16 protein-coding genes are annotated in these 19,069 nt (G+C 39.8%); 5 read left to right on the forward strand and 11 right to left on the reverse strand.

From position 1 onward, the window contains the following. Positions 1–5: 5 nt before the first annotated feature. The 4 genes from GM920_RS05340 to GM920_RS05355 form a co-directional block, all read right to left on the reverse strand. Positions 6–3,419, reverse strand: coding sequence for a SusC/RagA family TonB-linked outer membrane protein (locus tag GM920_RS05340; RefSeq protein WP_235964440.1), 3,414 nt, complete (start codon positions 3,417–3,419; stop codon positions 6–8). Positions 3,420–3,638: 219 nt separating this feature from the next. Next, positions 3,639–4,748, reverse strand: a complete 1,110-nt coding sequence (locus GM920_RS05345) for a FecR domain-containing protein (RefSeq protein ID WP_182954155.1) — start codon at positions 4,746–4,748, stop codon at positions 3,639–3,641. A gap of 110 nt (positions 4,749–4,858) precedes the next feature. Further along, positions 4,859–5,431, reverse strand: a complete 573-nt coding sequence (locus GM920_RS05350; protein WP_182954157.1) for an RNA polymerase sigma factor — start codon at positions 5,429–5,431, stop codon at positions 4,859–4,861. 197 nt (positions 5,432–5,628) lie between these two features. Beyond that, positions 5,629–7,116 (reverse strand): TlpA family protein disulfide reductase, encoded by a 1,488-nt coding sequence (locus GM920_RS05355; protein ID WP_182954159.1) that lies wholly within the window; start codon positions 7,114–7,116, stop codon positions 5,629–5,631. Between the two features lie 221 nt (positions 7,117–7,337). Here GM920_RS05355 and GM920_RS05360 point away from each other — a divergent pair, with 221 nt between their 5' ends. Next, on the forward strand, positions 7,338–7,709 hold the full coding sequence (locus GM920_RS05360; RefSeq protein WP_182954161.1) for a VOC family protein: 372 nt from the start codon (positions 7,338–7,340) through the stop codon (positions 7,707–7,709). 51 nt (positions 7,710–7,760) lie between these two features. Here the strand turns inward: GM920_RS05360 and GM920_RS05365 are convergent, their stop codons facing one another. Continuing rightward, entirely contained in the window at positions 7,761–9,065 is a 1,305-nt protein-coding gene (locus GM920_RS05365; RefSeq protein WP_182954164.1) for a GH36-type glycosyl hydrolase domain-containing protein, read from the reverse strand. 599 nt (positions 9,066–9,664) lie between these two features. Here GM920_RS05365 and GM920_RS05370 point away from each other — a divergent pair. Then, positions 9,665–10,246: a PhnA domain-containing protein gene (locus GM920_RS05370; protein WP_182954166.1), complete on the forward strand. Its 582-nt coding sequence runs from the start codon at positions 9,665–9,667 to the stop codon at positions 10,244–10,246. A gap of 85 nt (positions 10,247–10,331) precedes the next feature. Here GM920_RS05370 and pncB read toward each other — a convergent pair whose 3' ends face one another. Then, on the reverse strand, positions 10,332–11,516 hold the full coding sequence (gene pncB / locus GM920_RS05375) for a nicotinate phosphoribosyltransferase (RefSeq protein ID WP_182954168.1): 1,185 nt from the start codon (positions 11,514–11,516) through the stop codon (positions 10,332–10,334). 226 nt (positions 11,517–11,742) lie between these two features. On the opposite strand from pncB, the gene GM920_RS05380 reads away from it, so the two are divergent. Further along, entirely contained in the window at positions 11,743–12,276 is a 534-nt protein-coding gene (locus tag GM920_RS05380; RefSeq protein WP_182954170.1) for an SRPBCC family protein, read from the forward strand. Between the two features lie 68 nt (positions 12,277–12,344). On the opposite strand, the gene GM920_RS05385 is transcribed toward GM920_RS05380, so the two are convergent. The 3 genes from GM920_RS05385 to GM920_RS05395 form a co-directional block, all read right to left on the reverse strand. Continuing rightward, on the reverse strand, positions 12,345–14,084 hold the full coding sequence (locus GM920_RS05385; protein WP_182954172.1) for a thiamine pyrophosphate-dependent enzyme: 1,740 nt from the start codon (positions 14,082–14,084) through the stop codon (positions 12,345–12,347). A gap of 102 nt (positions 14,085–14,186) precedes the next feature. Further along, on the reverse strand, positions 14,187–14,840 hold the full coding sequence (locus tag GM920_RS05390; RefSeq protein WP_182954175.1) for a YceH family protein: 654 nt from the start codon (positions 14,838–14,840) through the stop codon (positions 14,187–14,189). 8 nt (positions 14,841–14,848) lie between these two features. Beyond that, complete coding sequence (locus tag GM920_RS05395; RefSeq protein WP_235964441.1) at positions 14,849–15,319, reverse strand: Lrp/AsnC family transcriptional regulator; 471 nt, start codon at positions 15,317–15,319, stop codon at positions 14,849–14,851. 161 nt (positions 15,320–15,480) lie between these two features. On the opposite strand from GM920_RS05395, the gene GM920_RS05400 reads away from it, so the two are divergent. Continuing rightward, positions 15,481–16,623: a histidine decarboxylase gene (locus GM920_RS05400; RefSeq protein WP_182954177.1), complete on the forward strand. Its 1,143-nt coding sequence runs from the start codon at positions 15,481–15,483 to the stop codon at positions 16,621–16,623. Positions 16,624–16,680: 57 nt separating this feature from the next. On the opposite strand, the gene mgrA is transcribed toward GM920_RS05400, so the two are convergent. Further along, positions 16,681–17,673: an L-glyceraldehyde 3-phosphate reductase gene (gene mgrA / locus GM920_RS05405; protein WP_182954179.1), complete on the reverse strand. Its 993-nt coding sequence runs from the start codon at positions 17,671–17,673 to the stop codon at positions 16,681–16,683. Positions 17,674–17,737: 64 nt separating this feature from the next. Continuing rightward, complete coding sequence (locus GM920_RS05410) at positions 17,738–17,917, reverse strand: histone H1 (protein ID WP_182954181.1); 180 nt, start codon at positions 17,915–17,917, stop codon at positions 17,738–17,740. Between the two features lie 678 nt (positions 17,918–18,595). On the opposite strand from GM920_RS05410, the gene GM920_RS05415 reads away from it, so the two are divergent. Beyond that, positions 18,596–18,976 carry a GreA/GreB family elongation factor gene (locus GM920_RS05415; RefSeq protein ID WP_182954183.1) on the forward strand — a complete coding sequence of 127 codons (381 nt, stop codon included), beginning with the start codon at positions 18,596–18,598 and terminating at the stop codon, positions 18,974–18,976. The last annotated feature ends 93 nt before the right edge of the window (positions 18,977–19,069 follow it).

The following is a 19,069-nucleotide window of genomic DNA, read 5'->3' on the forward strand; positions in this document are numbered from 1 at the left end:
AACTTTTAAAACTTTAATTCTACTCCGAAATTAATTGTGCGTTGAATAGGATACCTTAATCCTGAGGAGGCGTTGCCTTGTTCTGGATCATAAAATTTAATGTCATCGTAGAGGATGCCTAAATTTTGTCCCAATGCATATATTCTCAATCCTTGTACACCGATTTTCTCCAATTGTTTTTTATTGAAGGCATAACCCAGTTCCAGATTTTTAAACCTTAGGAAACTTCCGTTTCTAAGGAACCAAGTGCTCCGACGATTGTCATTCAGATTGGTATTGTTCAATTGTAGACGAGGCAACATGGCTGATGGATTAGGGTTTTCTACCGACCAACGATCTGTCGCAAAACTCTTTGCTGAGGTTGTCATTGGATCGACTCCGATGAAAGGCATTGTTAAAGAAGGCTCTAAATACACACTGGTATTCCCTACACCTTGAAAAAATGCACTGGCATAAAATCCTTTGAAAGTGAAATTGACCCCAAAGCCATAAATGATTTCCGGGTTTCCGGTTTTTGCGCCCGGAGGTGTTTTGGTCCAATCGTTATCGTCAATCACCCCATCATTATTTAAATCCTCATACTTGATATTTCCAGGATAAACCGGGCCAAATTTAGATACAGGCAATCCTGGTTTTAGCACATAAGATTTAGCCCCATTTGTAGGGTTGGTGGTAATGTTAAAATCATTGTCGGTATACAAACGTTCTGCCACCCATGCGTCTACCTGACCGATACTCGTTCCTGTAGAATTTTGATAAGGATTTGCTCTGGGAATTTCGTCCATTTCAATGATTTTATTGTGCGCATAGGTAAAAGTTCCCCTTACACTTACGCCCAGTTCGCCGAACTTTCTGTTTGCATTGATACTGGCGTCAATTCCTTTATTGGTAACCACCCCAAAATTCTGAAATGGATTGTTCATGAAACCCGCAACTTGATTTACGGTATTTCGTTGTAGAAGAATGTCATGTCTTCTGTTGTTAAAGTAATCTATAGTAAAATCAAGCGCTCCTTTAAATGCCAAAAGGTCGATACCTATGTTTCGCTTTTCTTCGATCTCCCAGCTGATGTTCGGGTTAAATGCTTTGTTTTCATAAATCATACTACCCGTACTGTTGGTTCCTCCACCGGAAGTCATGCCCAGATTGGTGCTTTCACTAGACCAGGTCAATGATTCTTTATAAGGGAATCTGACATCCGAAATCTGATCGTTTCCAGCACGTCCGATCGATAATCTTAACTTTAACCGATCCACCCCGATAGCGCTGAACATACTTTTCAATGCTTTTTCATTAGATATGGTATAACCTAAGCCCAAGGCAGGAAAAAATCCAAATCTGTTCCCGGCCGCAAAGTTTTCACTTCCCGTAAAACCGAAACTGGCATCAAAAAAGTACTTGTCTTTATAGCCATAGCTACCACGCCCCACAATACCTTGTTTTTTATACAGGTATGGATTGTTTTGCAGCTGACTTTCTTTCTGCATGTACAGCAATAAACCCGATACAGAATGGTCTCCGGAAAAAGCGCGGTTATAATTCAATGAGGTTTCCATGTAGATTCGCTTGTTTCCTTCCGAAAACCCACCACCAGCAGCTTCAGTAGCCGTATTTAATCCGTTTATGATTTTCCTGAACATCAGGTTACCATCCGCATCTCTTCCGGTAGCCAGGTATTGACTTGGTGTCCTGGTACGAGAAACATAAGAGTTAAAATCAGTATCAAAACTCACATTTCCTTTCACCATTAAACCTGGCAAAAACAGTAGTTTCTGCTCTAATCCTACATTGGTCTGTAGCCCCACACGATACTCTTTGGTATAACCAGCAAAATTCAACTGGTTGTAAGGATTTTCATATCCTGCAGCAGCGCTATATCTGGATGGATAATTATTCGAGTAAATCATTGGAATCAAATGAGGCGCACTACGCATCATGTTCGCAAATATCGTCTGTGTTCCTGTTCCCGGATAATTGGTGGTCAGGTATTGCCCGCTCATATCGACACGCAACAGCGTCGTTTTACTAATATCCAAATCCACATTAGACCTTAGATTGTAGCGATCTAAACCAATATTGGTATTGTACTTGGCTTTTTTAGCAAATTCATTGGCATCTATCGGGTTAGATTTGAACAATCCTTCTTCGGTATAATAAGACGTAGCTACAAAAAACCGCAGTTTATCACCTCCACCGCGGAAGTTTAGCGCATATCTTTGGCTGATTGCATCTTTCTTCAACAGGTCCATCCAATTGGTATTCGGGTACAAATCCGGATCCTCACCACTCGCATATTTGGCAATTTCTGCCTCTGTTTTATAAGGGATAAAAGAACTCATATTCGGGTTTCCTTCCGTATTCCATTTTGCCTCATTGTAAAGACGCAGGAAATCAGCAGAACCTAGAAAAGATACTTTTCTTGTGGGTTGATTCACATTGTAATCTGCTCTAAAATCTATGGTAGTTTTTTGATTTTTACCTCTTTTTGAAGTCACCAGGATTACCCCATTTGCACCTTCAGCACCATATATAGCAGTTGCTGAAGCGTCTTTTAAAATGGTAAAAGTTTCTACCTCTTCCGGACTAATGTCTGAGATTTTTCTGGGTACTCCATCTACCAGAACTAAGGCTCCCGTACCACCGGCAAAGGAACTGATTCCTCGAATCCAGATTTCAGCATTGTCATATCCGGGTTCTCCACTACGCTGAACGGCAAACAAACCGGCCACTTGTCCGGCTAAGCCGTTTTGTAAACTCCTACCTGGTAATTGAAGTTGTTCTCCTTTAATAGTAGAGATAGAACTCACCAATTGGGAGCTTTTTTGTTTACCATAGCCGACCACCAATACTTCATCCAGACTTCCCTGAGTAGGTTCCAGGATCACATTGATGTCCATCCTGTTGCGTACCGGAATTAGCTGTTTCTTATAACCGATATAAGAAAACTCCAAAGTATCAGTGGGTTCTACTTCAATGGCGTATTTACCCTGATTATTGGTACTTGTTTTACGTGTGGTACGCGAAACGACCACATTTACCCCGGGAATTGGGTTGGACAACTCATCGCGTACTTCCCCAGCTATTTTATAGGAGAATGCGGCTTTTGTTTTTTGAATTGAAACTTGTTTTTCCTGAACAATAATCGTTTCAGTATCAATGGAGTATTCAAATGGTTGATTTTGAAAACAAATTTTCAAAGCTTCCTGAAGGGAAACTTTATTTACGGAGATATTTACCGGAGCGGCCTTTCCTAGTGTATTGGAAACTACAACAAGGTCAAAACCGCTTTGTTTCCGCAGGGCTTTTAGTACATTTTCGAGTGAAGTATTATGTGCGGTAAGCGTAATGTTTTTCTGGGCATAACCCGCCGCACTGACTTGTAGGATGGCTGTGGTGGCCAATAAGATAATCAGTTTCATAGTGCGTATTATCCTAATTGCTGCGCTGGAATTCCAGCACGCACTTATATTACAAAAATTCATACATTTGGTTAGTTGGTTTAATGAAACAGGGGTTTAGCTCCTGTTTCCGGTTTAGTTGATTGCTTGAAAACTTCGATGGAAACCATAACCCAGCTCATTTAACCGGAAGCGTTCCCGCGCTTTCGGTTCATTCACAAGGTCATGTTAGGTGTAGCGTTATGGCATCACTGTGACCCTCCTTCCTTCTACCTTAAATTTAACTTTACGGCTCAGCTGAATTACCCGCAGCACTTCTGAAAGTTTCTTTTTACGGGAAACTGAACCCAATAATTTGATATTGCTGAAATCGCCTTTATAAATCACTTCTACATTGTACCATCTGGCGATCTTACGCATCACCGCCTCCACTGATTCATTTTCAAAAGAGAAATTTCCATTCTGCCAGGCTACCGCACTTTCCACATCGACTTGCTGAACTTCAAACTGCCCTTCATTGATCGCCGATTGTTCTCCGGGAACCAGCAACTTCGCTTTCTTACCGATAGCAGCCACCCTTACGCTTCCTTCCAGCAAAGTGGTTAAAGTCAGGTCCTCATCGGTATAAGCATTGATGTTAAAATGTGTCCCAAGAACAACCACTTCCTGTAAGGTGGTTAGGACTTTAAATGGTTGGTTTATATTTTTAGCAACTTCAAAATAGGCTTCCCCTTTTAAAATAACGCTACGTTCCTTTTTTGAGGCGAATGAAGTAGGGAATGTAATCGAAGAGGAAGTATTCAGGGTGACCTTGGTTCCGTCTGGAAGGACGACTTCATATTGCCCTCCTACCGGAGTTTCTATCGTATTGGATACATTGCTGCTGTTAACTTCAGTTTCTTTTACAGTATAAACCAGTTTCCCATTTGCAGTTTTAGTAATGTTAATGCCCGACTGGTTCGCAACAGTGCCATTTTTTGCATCGGTTAAAGATATCCGCTTTCCATTGGCCAATATTAAAAATGCTTTATTTCCGCCTGGAGGAATGTCCTGGAAAGCAATTTTAACTTTTGCGGAATTCGCTTGTTCCTGATTTACATAATATCCGATCCCCACTCCAATCAGCAATATTGCCGCAGCAGCAATGGATGGCCAGAGTTTGACTTTCTTTGGACTGGTCTGCGCTCGGATGCTTTCCCACATCTCTTCTTCTATCCTATCCAGCTCACCCAGCGTGAAATCAGCCTCTTTTTCCAGGTCCAGTTGATGAAACCAATTCTGAAGTTGAATGCGCTCTTCTTCATTACATTGATTAGCACGATATTTCTCTAATAGTTCTTTAGCCTGCATAAGGTAATAGGTTCAAAATCTTTGAATCTGCGCATTGATCCGTTTTCTAATTAACGATAAGGACGCTTCTCGTAATTAATAACAGGTAACTTATGACCTTCAGGTACAGGCTAGAAAAATAAATGTAAAAAAATACAAGCACCCAGTTTGGTGCGCAATACTTTGAGTGCTCTTTTGATTTGAGTGCCTACGGTATATTCAGAAATATCCAATTCTAAAGCGATCTCTTTATAGGATAGATGGCCATTTCTACTCAGTTCAAAGATCTCGCGCATCTTTGGAGGGAGCCTTTCGATTTCAGCAGTAATCAATGCCCTAATCTGGCGCTCGCGGATCAGCGTATCGGCGCTTTCATAGTTACTTTCTAAAAAAGTATCTAAAGATTCCAGGTATTTATTCTCGATCTCCCGGTGTGCAAAAATGTTTAAGGCACGGTTTCGTACTGCACGGTATAAATAACCGGCAATAGATACCTCAGCGCTTAGCTTGCTGCATTTATCCCAGAAGGAAATGAATACCTCCTGAACCACATCCTCCGCTTCCTCCTGGTTGTTTAGTTTTCTAAAGGCATAAAGGAACAACAAACGCTGATATTTTTTATAAACCTGCAGATATGCCTCCCTACTTCCCCCTTGAAGTAGCTGCAATAATTCCTGATCCCCATCGGTTATATTGTACGACATAATAATTATATAAAGCGAATATATATAATATTAAAATAGATAGCAACCTCTGGTTTTCTTACCTAAAAAGAAGCCTCAAAAGTCAAAAAAGACGATTGAGGCTTTTGGGAGGTAAAAAACATCCAATAAAAATAACTATTGAGTTAAAACGTATTGTGCATACAATAATAATCTGGGCAATAAGGACTTATATTGTACTACATATTATCCCCTTCAAAGAGTCCATTTAACTGAGTTACTAAAGCCGGATTTGAAGGTCTTTTGGCATCGTTATCAATCACCCTACCATCCGGACCAATCAGAATAAACCTTGGTATTGAATTCACGCCGAATTTTTTAACAAAATCAGAACTGAAATCCTGATCTGCCATCAATTGAATTCCCGGCAAATTATTCTTCTCCAGAAAATCTAACCAAACCTGTTTGGTGCTTGCCTCATTAACGGAAATACTCACGAAACTAATCTTCTTATCACCGTAAAGCACACCTAATTTTTTAAGATCTGGTAGCTCTGCAATACAAGGAACACACCAGGTAGCCCACAAATCAATATATACATATTTCCCGCGCATACTTTTCAAGGTAACCAGTGTACCTTTACTGTTCGGGTAACTAAAGTCCGGAGCTAATGCATTTTTTTCCGTCCCCTTTAAGTACTGATAAGCCAATGAAACTTTCTCTTTATACATAGGATTTCCTGGACGCTTCATAAAGGCGGCATACACGTCATTTATTGCCGAAGTTTCTGTTGATTTCTTAATCAAGAGTATCACGCTTTCAGCAGTAAAGTATTCGTTTATATAGGGATTAGTAAGTTCCTTTTCAATGATTAAAAGCTTAACCCGCTCTTCGCTCTTTAAAGAATCACGTAATTTTTCCCGTTCTTTAGCATAAGTTAAGAAGTTCAACCGGTTACTGATGGCCGTTCTATATTCTCCAGAATTTTTAAATAAAAGCTCATTATTTGGATCCCAGTCTGTAAAGGCCATTTCGCTTACTTTTTTTCTTTCTTCCGCTGTGAATTTTTTTGTAAACTGAGCTAAATAGGCTTTGTATTGTTTCTGCGCGTGGTCTTTTGTTCTTTGTGCAAGGGGTGTTCTTAAATACTTATTTAAGGAATCCTTCTTTGTGGAGTCTAAGCCGTAAAACCGGATGTAATTAAACAAAAAATATCTTTTGGCATAAGCGATATCTTGCGATTTAATGGTTTTAAAAAAAATACGCTTTGACTTTTCCAACTTCAAATTCGCCTCTTTTTCGTAAGCATCCAAGAGCGGAATAAATTGATCAGGTTCTGTTAGCAGCATAGCCATTGACACCCCATAACCGCTATTCGTTTGTAAATTCGGAATCGGTTGATTAAACTCCTGTATTAAATTATTCTCAACCGCCCCTACTCCAGTAAATACATACCCCTTATTAACTTTACTGATTGCAACCGAATAGGATGGCTCTAAATAGACTGTTCCAATATCAGTGATTGTATAAAACCCTTTCTTAAGTTGAGCTGTGTTGACTTTAAACCGGCCTTCTTGATCGGCCTTAACTGGAATTTTAACACCCTCTATATTTTCTAGTAAGGCGGTAGATTTAAACCCTGGAATTACTCCGGTGATTTGGGCCTGAGTAGACTGTAAACAGAAAACGAAAGGCAAGATCAGAATAAATGGCTTGATGTTTTTCATGAGAACTAATTATTTAGTTCAAGTTATGCTTATTTATTATGAAATACAAATCGGAGAAAATTAAAATATGGAAGCCCTGTACTATAATCGCAGAACTTCAATAAGACATTACCTGATCACAAAAACATTTAGTAATTTTAATAGCAAGGTACAGGTCTGTTGTCAACTAAAATAGCATCAAGACCTGGCATTAAATGAAGTTCAAATTTAATTAACAACATATGAAATTAGGCGCCTGCTTTATCAGTCTGACCGTAAAAGACATTAAGGTTTCAAAACAGTTTTATGAGAACCTTGGGTTCAGTGTTTTTGCTGGCAGTCTGGATATGAATTACCTCATTATGAAAAATGGGAATGCTTTAATTGGCCTATTTGAGGGAATGTTCGAGAAAAACATGATTACATTCAATCCGGGATGGGATGAAAATGCGAAGCTACTTGATTCATTTGATGACATCAGAGTCATTCAGCGTCAATTGAAAAATGCCGGACTGCATCTGGAAACTGAAGCGGATGAAAACACAAACGGACCTGCAAGTCTGATTCTGATCGATCCGGATGGCAACCCTATTTTAATTGACCAGCACGTTTAAATTAAAATATTGAGGCTGTAGCACTAAGCCTTCTACAGCCTCTTCATTTGCTTATTTTCCGGCTTTTGCTTCTAGATCGGTGATGGCAGTCCACAATACCCCTGCTTCACCTCTGAAACTTGCAGAACCCTGAGGTTTATTATCTGGAGTATACCATTCATAAAAACCCTTGTTTTTAACGACTCGGTCTAACATTGGTTTCATCGCTTCGCAAGCCTCTTCAATCAAGTTATAACGAATCAATTGACTAACCATTCTACCGCCAAACCAAGTCCAGTCGCCTCCATTCTGATAAGAATACGGTCCCATTCCTTTATTCTTGAAAAAACCCTGAGGATATACCGGATAAATGCTGAGCCCAATAGTGGCTGCATTAGCTTTCTTTACGTTTTCCTGCATTCTTTTATAAGCATGACGAACTTCGTCTTTACTCAATAGTCCTGCTTCTATGGCCACTGCTGTTCCGCCATGGTAATAAATTTCCGACTCATTGAAGGAAGCTGGAAATGGAGAGCCTTCCAAATAAATATGGGGAATAAATTTCTGTTGCTTTTTATCCCAAAGGTGCTTTCTGGTATTGATAACGATATTATTTCTGATTCCCGTCCAATATTTCTTTTGTGCAGGCAACAATTCAGCCATATTCAGAAAATCGTTAATAGCGATGATAAACATTGCGTTATCATAGATATCAATCGTTCTATGTGAGTTAGTGTCTAGTACCACACCCCAACTATGTTCTGGCTGTACATCTCCCCAATCCACCGTAGTAGCGCCCCAGATCAACCCATACTTTTTCACAAAACGTTCTTTTAACAAGAATTCCATTGCACGCTCCAAATGCTTTTGCACTGGCTGACCGGCGATTTGTTCTTCAAGAATGGATCGGTCACCTGTTCCTTTGATATACTTTGAAACGGCCTGTACTAAAGACGTTTCCTGATCTGTCTCCACAGTATTTTTGTGTCCGGCATAGTTTGGAGCCAACTTCGAATAGTAGAAATTATAAGAAATACCACCCGGTTTTTTCGGAACATATCCATCCAGGATCGCCCCGTCTGGTTGCTGGAAATCAAAAAATGTCAATAAATGCTTTTTGATCAACGCTTTATCATTTACTTCACAAGCAATAGAAACAAAAGTATTTAGATCCCGAATCCATACTTCAGCATAACCGTCCCCTGCCGTAAAGCCAGATTTCACTAGTTTTTCAGCCATACGCTTGACTGAATCTGTCAGAGGCTTGATCGCTTTAACTTCCTTTCCGGTACTGTTGTTCGATACCAGCTGTGCATTGGTATTGCCGCATAAGGCAAGAACACCTAGGCAACCTAATACTACTGTTTTTATTTTCATGATGTGGTCTGTTTAATCTTATAGGTTTCCCCTGCTACTTTCTCCCGCACACAATAAGTAATGTCAATCAACTTTTAGCATAAAAAAAATTTCAAACAACATATTGTATGTACATAATTACACATTAATTTTTAAAACAAAAATTTATTTTTATAGCCACTTTGACGTAAACAATCAAAAATAACTCAAAAAAAAGTGTTTAAGCAGAAACAAAACGCAAGACCAACCAAAAACAAATGTACATACATAATATTGACAAGAATAACGAGAGGTATTAAACAACCCTATGTATTATTAAATTTTAGCATAAATCATAGGACCCAATTGCCGCAATGCTTCTTCAATTTTTCCAGTCCAGAGGTTACAATAACTGATCTTAATGTAATTGCCTAATCCCCCGACTAGAGAACATTGGTCCGGGGCAATTTGATCTCAACTGCCCCTATCACTTCAGGTAGTTCAAGCCAAAGTAATAATCCAGCAATCACGTTCATTCGGAAAACTGTTTTTCAATGGCTTGAACAAAGCCAGTTTGCCGTCTAAAATAATTACCTTCGCCCCTTTGATTCAATTACGAGAACATTTTTAAGATAAGGACCATGAAACTGGAAGAACAATTGCTAAATAGAAGCGAAAACAAATGTGAATTATGCCAATCTGCGGGAACGCTAAGTGTATATGAAGTACCTCCTCAAACAGCAAACACTGCAGATAACTGTATCCTGATTTGCGATAAGTGTTTGGCTCAAATTGAAAAAAAGGAAGAATTGGACAGCAAGCACTGGCAATGTTTGAGTGGCAGCATGTGGTCTGAAGTTCCTGGTGTACAGGTGGTTTCTTGGCGCATGTTGAACCGTCTAAGCAATGAAAGCTGGGCAATGGACAACCTGGACATGATGTACCTGGACGACGAACGTTTGGCATGGGCTAAAGCCGCAGACCTTGACAATGATGCTGTAGCTGAAGTTCACAAGGATTGTAACGGTGCGGTACTTCAGGCTGGAGATTCTATTGTATTGACAAAATCTTTAGACGTAAAGGGTTCTACCTTAAACGCTAAAATGGGGACAGTTGTAAAAAACATCCGTCTGGTAGAGAACAATACCGATCAGATTGAAGGAAAAATCGAAGGACAAGTAATTGTCATCCTAACAAAATATACGAGAAAACAAGGTGCATAAAAACCTAGAATAATCCATTATAAAAATCGGGATGCAATTAATTTTGCATCCCGATTTTTTGTAATCAACAAAACAGATCAAGGGATTAATCGATCTGCAAGATCGTTTTGGCAAGGTTGATCATCCTTTCTGTACCCGTATACTTTCCATGTTCATCGGAGAGCTTCACGACTTCAGTCCACTCCCCATCCTTAGGTTGTGCAGCGGTCATTTTAATCACAATATTCATAGGATCCGGACCTGCATCATTGGTTAGGTTAGTTCCTATTCCAAATGACATCCCTATCTTACCTTGGCAATGCGCTGCGATTCTTTCTACTTTATCATAGTTTAGACCATCGGAGAAGATAATGGTCTTTGATTTAGGATCAATTCCCATTTTCTGATAATGATTGATCACTTTATCGGCAAATAAAACGGGATCTCCACTGTCATGTCTTACACCATCAAATAATTTGGAAAACATCTTATCAAACTGACTAAAAAACACTTCTGTGGTATAGGTATCAGAGAGGGCAATCCCTAAATCTCCACGGTATACGTTGACCCAATGTTCCAATCCCATCGCATTGGCCATCTTAAATCCATACCTGGCCGCATGAAACATAAACCATTCATGCGCATGCGTTCCGATGGGTTTCGTCTGATAAATCATGGCCATGTGAACGTTACTGGTGCCAATAAATGAACCCGCTCCATATTGATTTAAGGCTTGTAAAACCGAACGGTGCACCTGATAAGAATACCTTCTTCGGGTACCAAACTCAGCAACAGTTACCCCAAGCGCCTTGTACTTTTCTATTTTCTGTGCGGTCAGCTGCATCACTTCTTCATTGCTGATTCTGTGGGAGCCATTCATCACATAATACAATTCGCAAATCAATGACATTAAGGGCACTTCCCATAATATGGTCCGGTACCAAAGGCCTTCCACATGAACTTCCAGCTGGTCTCCAAACTGCTCAATGTGTACTTCTTCCGGCTGATAACGGTATCCTTCGAGGAAATCCAGGTATACCGGATCCAGATATGGACAGGTTACCTGAAGGAAATGTTTCTCCTCCTTAGTCAGTTTTAGCAATGCCATCTGATCTACTGCAGCTCTTAATGCTTTAGCAAATCCTTCAGGAAAAGCATGTTTTCCACGATTGATGAACTTATACCGGGCTTTTGCAGCCGGAAACAAGCGAATGACCCCTTGCTGCATCGTGATTTTATAAAAATCATTATCAAGAATAGAGGTAAGTGCGATAGTTGGTTGTATTTGCATGATGAGCTGTCGACAATTTTATTCCAAAAGTACCATGTTCCGTTCAATTCTCCTTATAAAAGCTTTATTGAACTCCTTTAATAAGATTGCTCAATATTTTTAACGACTTGATTTAAGAAAATCAGGGCTTGAAATTTAAGTACCTAAAAACAGAACAACAGATAAAATATGTAATTTTGAGAAGAAAAACCAACAAACGAAAAATTTAACCTAAACCAAACCCACCATGAAAATTCTTAAAATTGTCCTTGCCCTAATTGCAGGGTTGATTGTCCTGGCTTTAATCGTTGCATTATTTATTAATAAGGACTACGCTGTGGAGCGTGAAGTGATTATTAACAAACCAAAACAAGTGGTTTTCGATTACATTAAACTGATCAAAAACCAGGACCAGTATAGCGTATGGAACCGTCAATACCCGAATAAAAAAATAGATTACAAGGGCACTGATGGCACCGTAGGTTTTGTGTATTCCTGGGACGACAAAGGAAGTGCGGGAGCTCAGGAGATCACTAAAATTACCGATGGGGAGCGCATTGACATGGACCTACGTTTTAAAGTACCATTTGAAGCGAATGACCGTGCTTATATGATCACTGAGGCGGTTTCAGATGGACAAACCAAAGTGAAGTGGGGATTTAATGGTGCCATGAAATACCCAATGAACCTGATGTTATTATTTTTTAACATGGAAGAGATGTTAGGAAAAGACCTACAAAAAGGTTTGAATGATTTGAAGGTCATTCTCGAAAAACAGTAGGATAAACAAGATTTTTTGCCCGGCAATAATTTAAAAATCGGATGGCGCATTAGCCATCCGATTTTTTATTAATCTATGATACTCTTTATATGTTTGTAATTAGATTTCACCGTATCGAGCACCTCATCAAACTTACCACCTAACATTAACTTTGTCATGGTAAGGGCCATTCCTTTCATCATCTTAAACTCGATTTTCGGAGGCATTGCCAAAGCATTTGGATCCGTCATCACATTGACTAATATAGGCCCTTCGTGAAGAAATGCAGCTTTCATCCCTTCTTCCAGCAATTCAGGATCATCAATCGTCATTCCTTTAATGCCCATTGCAGTTGCAACCATGGCAAAATCCGGATTTAGCATATCAGTTTCCGAGTCTGGAAGCCCCGCAACTTCCATCTCTAGTTTGACCATTCCCAGAGAGCGGTTGTTAAATACAATCACCTTTATTGGGAGGTTATATTGTTTGATGGTCGCTAAATCACCTAACAGCATGGAAATGCCGCCGTCTCCGCACATTGCGACTACCTGTCGCTCTGGAGAAGATAAAGCCGCACCAATCGCATGAGGCATCGCATTCGCCATTGAGCCATGATTAAAAGAGCCCAACATACTCCGTTTTCCTGTGGCATCAATATACCTGGAACCCCAAACGCAACACATCCCGGTATCCACCGTAAATATGGCATCATTTGTTGCCAACTTATTGATCTGAAAAGCAACGGCTTCCGGATGGATCGCATCCTTTTCGCCCTTATCTTCCACGTAAGTATTCAAATGCTCTTTTACTTTTTCATAGACTTTCAATTGCGCATCCAGGAAACTATCATCAGTATGTTTATCCAATAACGGAATTAAAGCTTTTAGACTGGTCTTGATATCTCCATGGAGTCCCATTTCCAACTTTGCTCTTCTACCCAACCTTTCTGGTTTGCTATCAATTTGCACCAAAATTTTATCCTGTGGAATAAAAGGTACGTAAGGAAAATCTGTACCCAATAAAATGATCAGGTCACTTTCATGCATGCTATGGTAAGCTGAAGGCAGCCCAAGGAGACCGGTCATGCCCACTTCATAAGGATTGTCATATTGTATTCCCATCTTTCCACGGAAAGAATAACCTACCGGTGCTTTCAATATCTCCGCCAGTTTAACCACCTCATCATGTGCTTCCGAAGCACCGATTCCACAAAAAATAGCGATCTTGTTATGTTGATTGATCAAATGAGAAAGCGCTAATAATTCTTCCTCCGCCGGACAAATGGTTGCTTTAGAAAAATAGGTTTTATCTGAGGACAGGTTATCAACGGCATCCATACTACTCACATCCCCGGGTAAACCGAGTATGGCTACCCCTTTGTGGTGGAATGCATGTTGCAAAGCTGCCTGCGTCATCCTTGGTAGCTGAGCAGCAGTGGTTGCAATTTGATTGTAATGACTACAATCATCAAAAAGTTTGATGGTATTGGTTTCCTGGAAATAGCCAGACCCAAATTCAGTAGTTGCACAGGTGGAAGCGATCGCCAATACTGGAGCCCCAGCACGATGGGCATCATAAAGTCCGTTAATCAAATGAACATGTCCAGGCCCACTGCTGCCTGCACAACAGGCAAGGCCATGTAACTCTGCCTCTGCGGCAGCGGCATAAGCGCCGACTTCCTCATGTCTGACATGAATCCAACGGATCTTTTCATTGCGTCTTACCGCATCATTTAACTCATTTAAACTATCACCTGTTACGGCATAGATGCGCTTGATACCAGCTTGAACCAGCATATCAACCAATTGTTCTGCTACTTTTTTAGACATAGTATGATTTTTTTAGGACCATAACACCGCAGATCAATAGGAAATGGATGCTATAAAAGGATAACACCAAGTTTTGTTGATAGTTTTAGCCGGTTTCGATTTTTACCCCATCAGCTCTTTCATCAATTGATCAAAAGCAGTTTTCAATTCTGCCAGTTCGGTTTCCAGCTTTACCACACGATTTTCCAGCTCTGATGCGGGCTTATGAGTTGGTTCTTCCATAAGTTCATCAGCATTTAAATCTGGTGTTCCAGAAAGTAAATGCGCATAACGCATCTCTTTTTGTCCCGCTTTTCTAGGCAGTTGAATCACAAAAGGAGGCTCAGCATCTGTAAGACGTTCCAAAACCGATTGTACTTCTTCCAAGGATTCAAATTCATATAATCTTCCGGAGTTGGTATTCAGTTCCCCTGGAGTTTGGGCACCCCTAAGCATCAAAAGACAAAGAATTGCAACTTCCTGAGGCGTAACAGGGAATACAATAGCGAAATTATGCTTGTATTTAATACTCCGACTAGACCCACCGGTAGCTGTAGAAATCAGCCCTTTTCTTTTGAGGGTATCTAAGGCCAATACCACCGTCTGTTCGTCATATTGAACTACCGGTTTACGGGAGGTTTTCTGATTACAGGCAGCCGTAAGGCTGTTGATCGTCATTGGATAATATTCAGGGGTAGTTTTAGATTTCTCCATTAAAACGCCTAGCACACGAAGCTCCTCTGCGTTTAATTCTGGCAAAGATTGTATAGATTCCATGCCTAAAGTTAGAAAATAAGGTGGAATGCCGTTTCTCTTTTTATTTCTTTTAACACAAAACTACTGCTCAACGTAGAAATGTTAGAAAGTGAAGATAAATGTGTCACTACAAAGGTGTGGTAATCATCCACATCATCTACCACAATCTTTAGTAAATAATCTTGTCCGCCGGCAATACAAAGCACTTCCAGCACTTCCTTGAACTGCACCACAGATTCTTCAAAGTTTTTCAAAGTAGCAATAGATTGCTCCTTTAAGGTGACGGTACACAAGACCAACAGGTGCTTTCCCAACTTTTCCCTATTTACCAAAGCCACATATTTCTCAATGTATCCTTCCGCTTTAAGTCGCTTGATGCGTTCATGAGTTGGGGAAACACTTAAACCAATTTCTCCGGCAATATCTTTTGTACTTAAAGAAGCGTCCTTTTGTAGGATATTCAGAATCCTGGTATCGAGCTTATCCAATTTCTCCATCATAGCATTTTGCTGAAACAGTATCCAGCAAGACACAAATATGGTGGTTTTTACTGTTATGATTAACACATACAGGATTTTTTATTGAATATCAGATAATCAAAGGAAATAATATGGCACTTATCTAATTTTGAAGAATTAAATACCAAATATTTACACTACCCATGAAGACACCATTAAACACCAAAGACAACGAGCGTTTAAGCACTTATATGAAACTCGCTGAAGAGCGCGCCAAGCACTTCATCGGTTATCCAATTGCACAAGATTTTGACTATTCAGAACTATATCCACTTTTAAAATTACCATTGAACAATGTAGGCGATCCATGGGTAGAATCTACGTACGACCTAAACTCCCGCTCCCTGGAACTGGAAGTATTGGAATTTTTCGCAGAGCTATTCAATGCACCCGCCAATAATTGGTGGGGATATGTCACCAACGGCGGTTCTGAAGGGAATTTATATGGACTATATGTTGCCAGAGAGCTTTATCCTAATGGTATCGTTTACTATTCTGAGGCTACACATTACAGTGTTCAAAAGAACATTCAACTCCTTAACCTACGCAGTATTGTAATCAGAACCCAGAAAAATGGGGAAATGGATTATGAGGATTTAGATTCCATGGTACAGATGCACAGAGATCAACCTGTAATTATCCTGGCTAACATTGGTACAACCATGATGGAAGCAAAAGACGATTTGCAACAAATCCAGCAAATCCTGCGCAAGCAAGCCATTAAAAATCACTACATCCATTGTGATGCCGCTTTAGCAGGAACTTATAGCGCCCTACTGGATTTAAAACCGGGCTTCGATTTTAACCATGGGACAGACAGCATGGCCATTAGCGGGCATAAATTCATCGGCTCTCCTATTCCTTGCGGATTGGTATTGGTTAAAAAGAACTATAAAGACAGGATAGGAAAGGCAATTCCATACATCGGCACAGTAGATACCACAATTACCGGTAGCAGAAACGGACACAGTCCAATTTTCATCTGGTATGCCCTTAAAAAGATGGGTAAAGAAGGATTGAAACAACGTGCATTAGCTTGCCTGGAAACGGCCGCCTATACGGTAAAAAGCTTAAATGAAATTGGTGTACCGGCATGGACAAACCCTTCTGCATTAACAGTGGTATTTCCAGCACCCTCTATCGCTTTGAGACAAAAATGGCAAATTGCGACTGAAGACGGTAATAGTCATATCATTTGTATGCCTGGTGTAACGAAAAGCCAGATTGATAATTTTGTACAGGACTTACAGGCAGAACTTCAACTGAGTACAGCAATCACCCTATAAACATCATAAGCGGCTGTCTTAAATAATCATTTGAGACAGCTTCTTATCTTTTTCTGTTTATGAAGCTAAGATCTGATCAATTTTTTGCAGTTCTTCAGTGCTAAAAGTAAGGTTGTTCAGACATTTTAAAGAATCTGAAAGCTGCTCAGGTTTACTCGCACCTACCAATACGGAAGTTACGCGGTCATCTCTTAAAATCCAGGATAAGGCCATTTGTGCCAATTTTTGTCCGCGACTTTCTGCAAGCACATTCAATTCATTCAGCTGTCTGACTCTATCCGGAGTTAACTGCTCCTGTTGCAGGGCTCCATGCGACTTTGCTGCGCGGGAATCTGAAGGAATTCCTTTCAAATACTTATCTGTTAACATCCCCTGGGCAAGTGGTGAAAAAGGAATACAGCCCACCCCTTCATTCCCTAATAAATCCAACAAACCACCTTCAATCCAACGTTCGTACATCGAATATTTTGGCTGATGGATCACACAAGGTGTCCCCAATTGCTTAAGGATTTTCATTGCCTCTGCAGCCTCCTCAGCCTGATAATTAGAAATCCCAACATATAATGCTTTTCCCTGACGCACAATCAGGTCCAATGCAGCCATGGTTTCCGATAGTGGAGTTTCCGGATCCGGACGGTGGTGGTAAAAAATATCTACATACTCCAAACCCATTCTTTTCAGACTCTGGTCTAAACTAGACACCAGGTATTTCTTAGAACCCCAATCTCCGTATGGGCCATCCCACATGGTATACCCTGCTTTAGAAGAAATGATCATTTCATCTCTATATCCTTCAAAGTCTCTTTTCAACAAGCGACCAAAGTTCTCTTCAGCAGAGCCTGGAGGCGGACCATAATTATTGGCCAGGTCAAAATGAGTGATGCCATTATCAAAGGCCAGCTTTAAGATGTTACTACAGTTCTCCAGTTGATCTAAATGTCCGAAATTATGCCATAAACCAAGGGAAATAGCCGGGAGCTTTAATCCACTGTTTCCGCATCTGCGGTATTGCATTTGAGTATATCTATTTGGGGCGGCAGTATAAGGCATGTGCTGGGGATTTTAAATAACAGTAGCCCTCCTGGAAGGGCTACTGTGCTCGAATAAATCGATATTATTTATCGCTGTTTTTTTTCTCTGTTACTTCGGTACGGATTTCTTGAGCAAGAACTTTTAAATCCTGCATAGCTTTACGTACTCTAGTTCCTGCAGCACTGTTTCCTGCACTATAAAACTTCTCAGCGTCAGCTTCAATAGAAGCTAATAATTCTTTAACTTTTGAAAATTTTTCCATGTTTTAAATTTTTAATTTATGGCCAAATATATATTATTTTAGAAATAAACGTACATAACTTCCCTTCTATTGCGCTTTTTCTGCTAAATCTCCCTTTATTTATCCTTATTAGCGCTTATATAGGGCGATTTACCTGCTCCGCAGCCCTTATGAACAGGCCAAAAAGCGGGTTCGATGTCCCTCTGCCCAGCTCCCTTATCCCGATTTAAACCCATGGAACGATAACACCAATGTCAATTAAACCCATGATCACTAATATAAATCTCCTTTTACTTTGATTTAATAAAAAACCTACCGAGATTAGCAATAATGAAACAAAGAACAGATCGATATCAGGCAACATTAATGACTTATAATAAGAGTCAGCTGCAGGTATATGCACTGTTCAAAAGGTTTTTCAGGGAGAACTATCCCTTCGGCTTTACTTCCCAAATTACAAGTAAAGACTTTATTAACTAGGCCCCGAATCATTTCATTCTACTCTTCGGTTCAGGGGCATTTTTCTTCTGATGAATTTCGTTATTTTATAATTTAAGAAAAAGCAGTACATTGTTTTTTTTCATTTATTATATACACAGCTTACTTTAGGTAAGCTATGAAATTAGTTTTTCAGTTGTGCCTCCCTGTATCCTTATAAGAAGTTAATTTATTCAATCATCACATTAAGACATTTAAAGCATGGAAACAAAAACATTATCACTTTCAAAAAGCGACTTAAAACTATTAAAAGACCACCTGGACAAGTCCAACATGAGTCCATATAATAAAGAAAAATTAAGAAAAGAAATCAAAGAAGCTACTATATATGCAGATCAGGACCTTCCAGGAGACGTAGTTTGTCTAAAGTCTGAAGCCAGAATTGCCAATACCAAAACCGGTAAAGAATTCACATTTAAAATTGTGATGCCAGAAGAAGCCAATATTAAAGTACAAAAGGTATCTGTTTTCGCACCAATTAGTATTGCATTATTTGGCTATAGAACAGGTGATATCATCAATTGGGAAATGCCCGACGGCATTCAGGAGTTTAAGATCCTGGAAGTAAAAAAAATGAGCTAATTTCCGATATCAGCTTAAAAAACCGCATTCCTCTTTTTTACCTGAAAAGTAAACAAGCTTAGAATGCGGTTTTATCTTTCGGAAAAAATTCCA

It is taken from the genome of Pedobacter gandavensis (assembly GCF_014172405.1).
GTDB classification, from domain to species: Bacteria; Bacteroidota; Bacteroidia; order Sphingobacteriales; family Sphingobacteriaceae; genus Pedobacter; species Pedobacter gandavensis.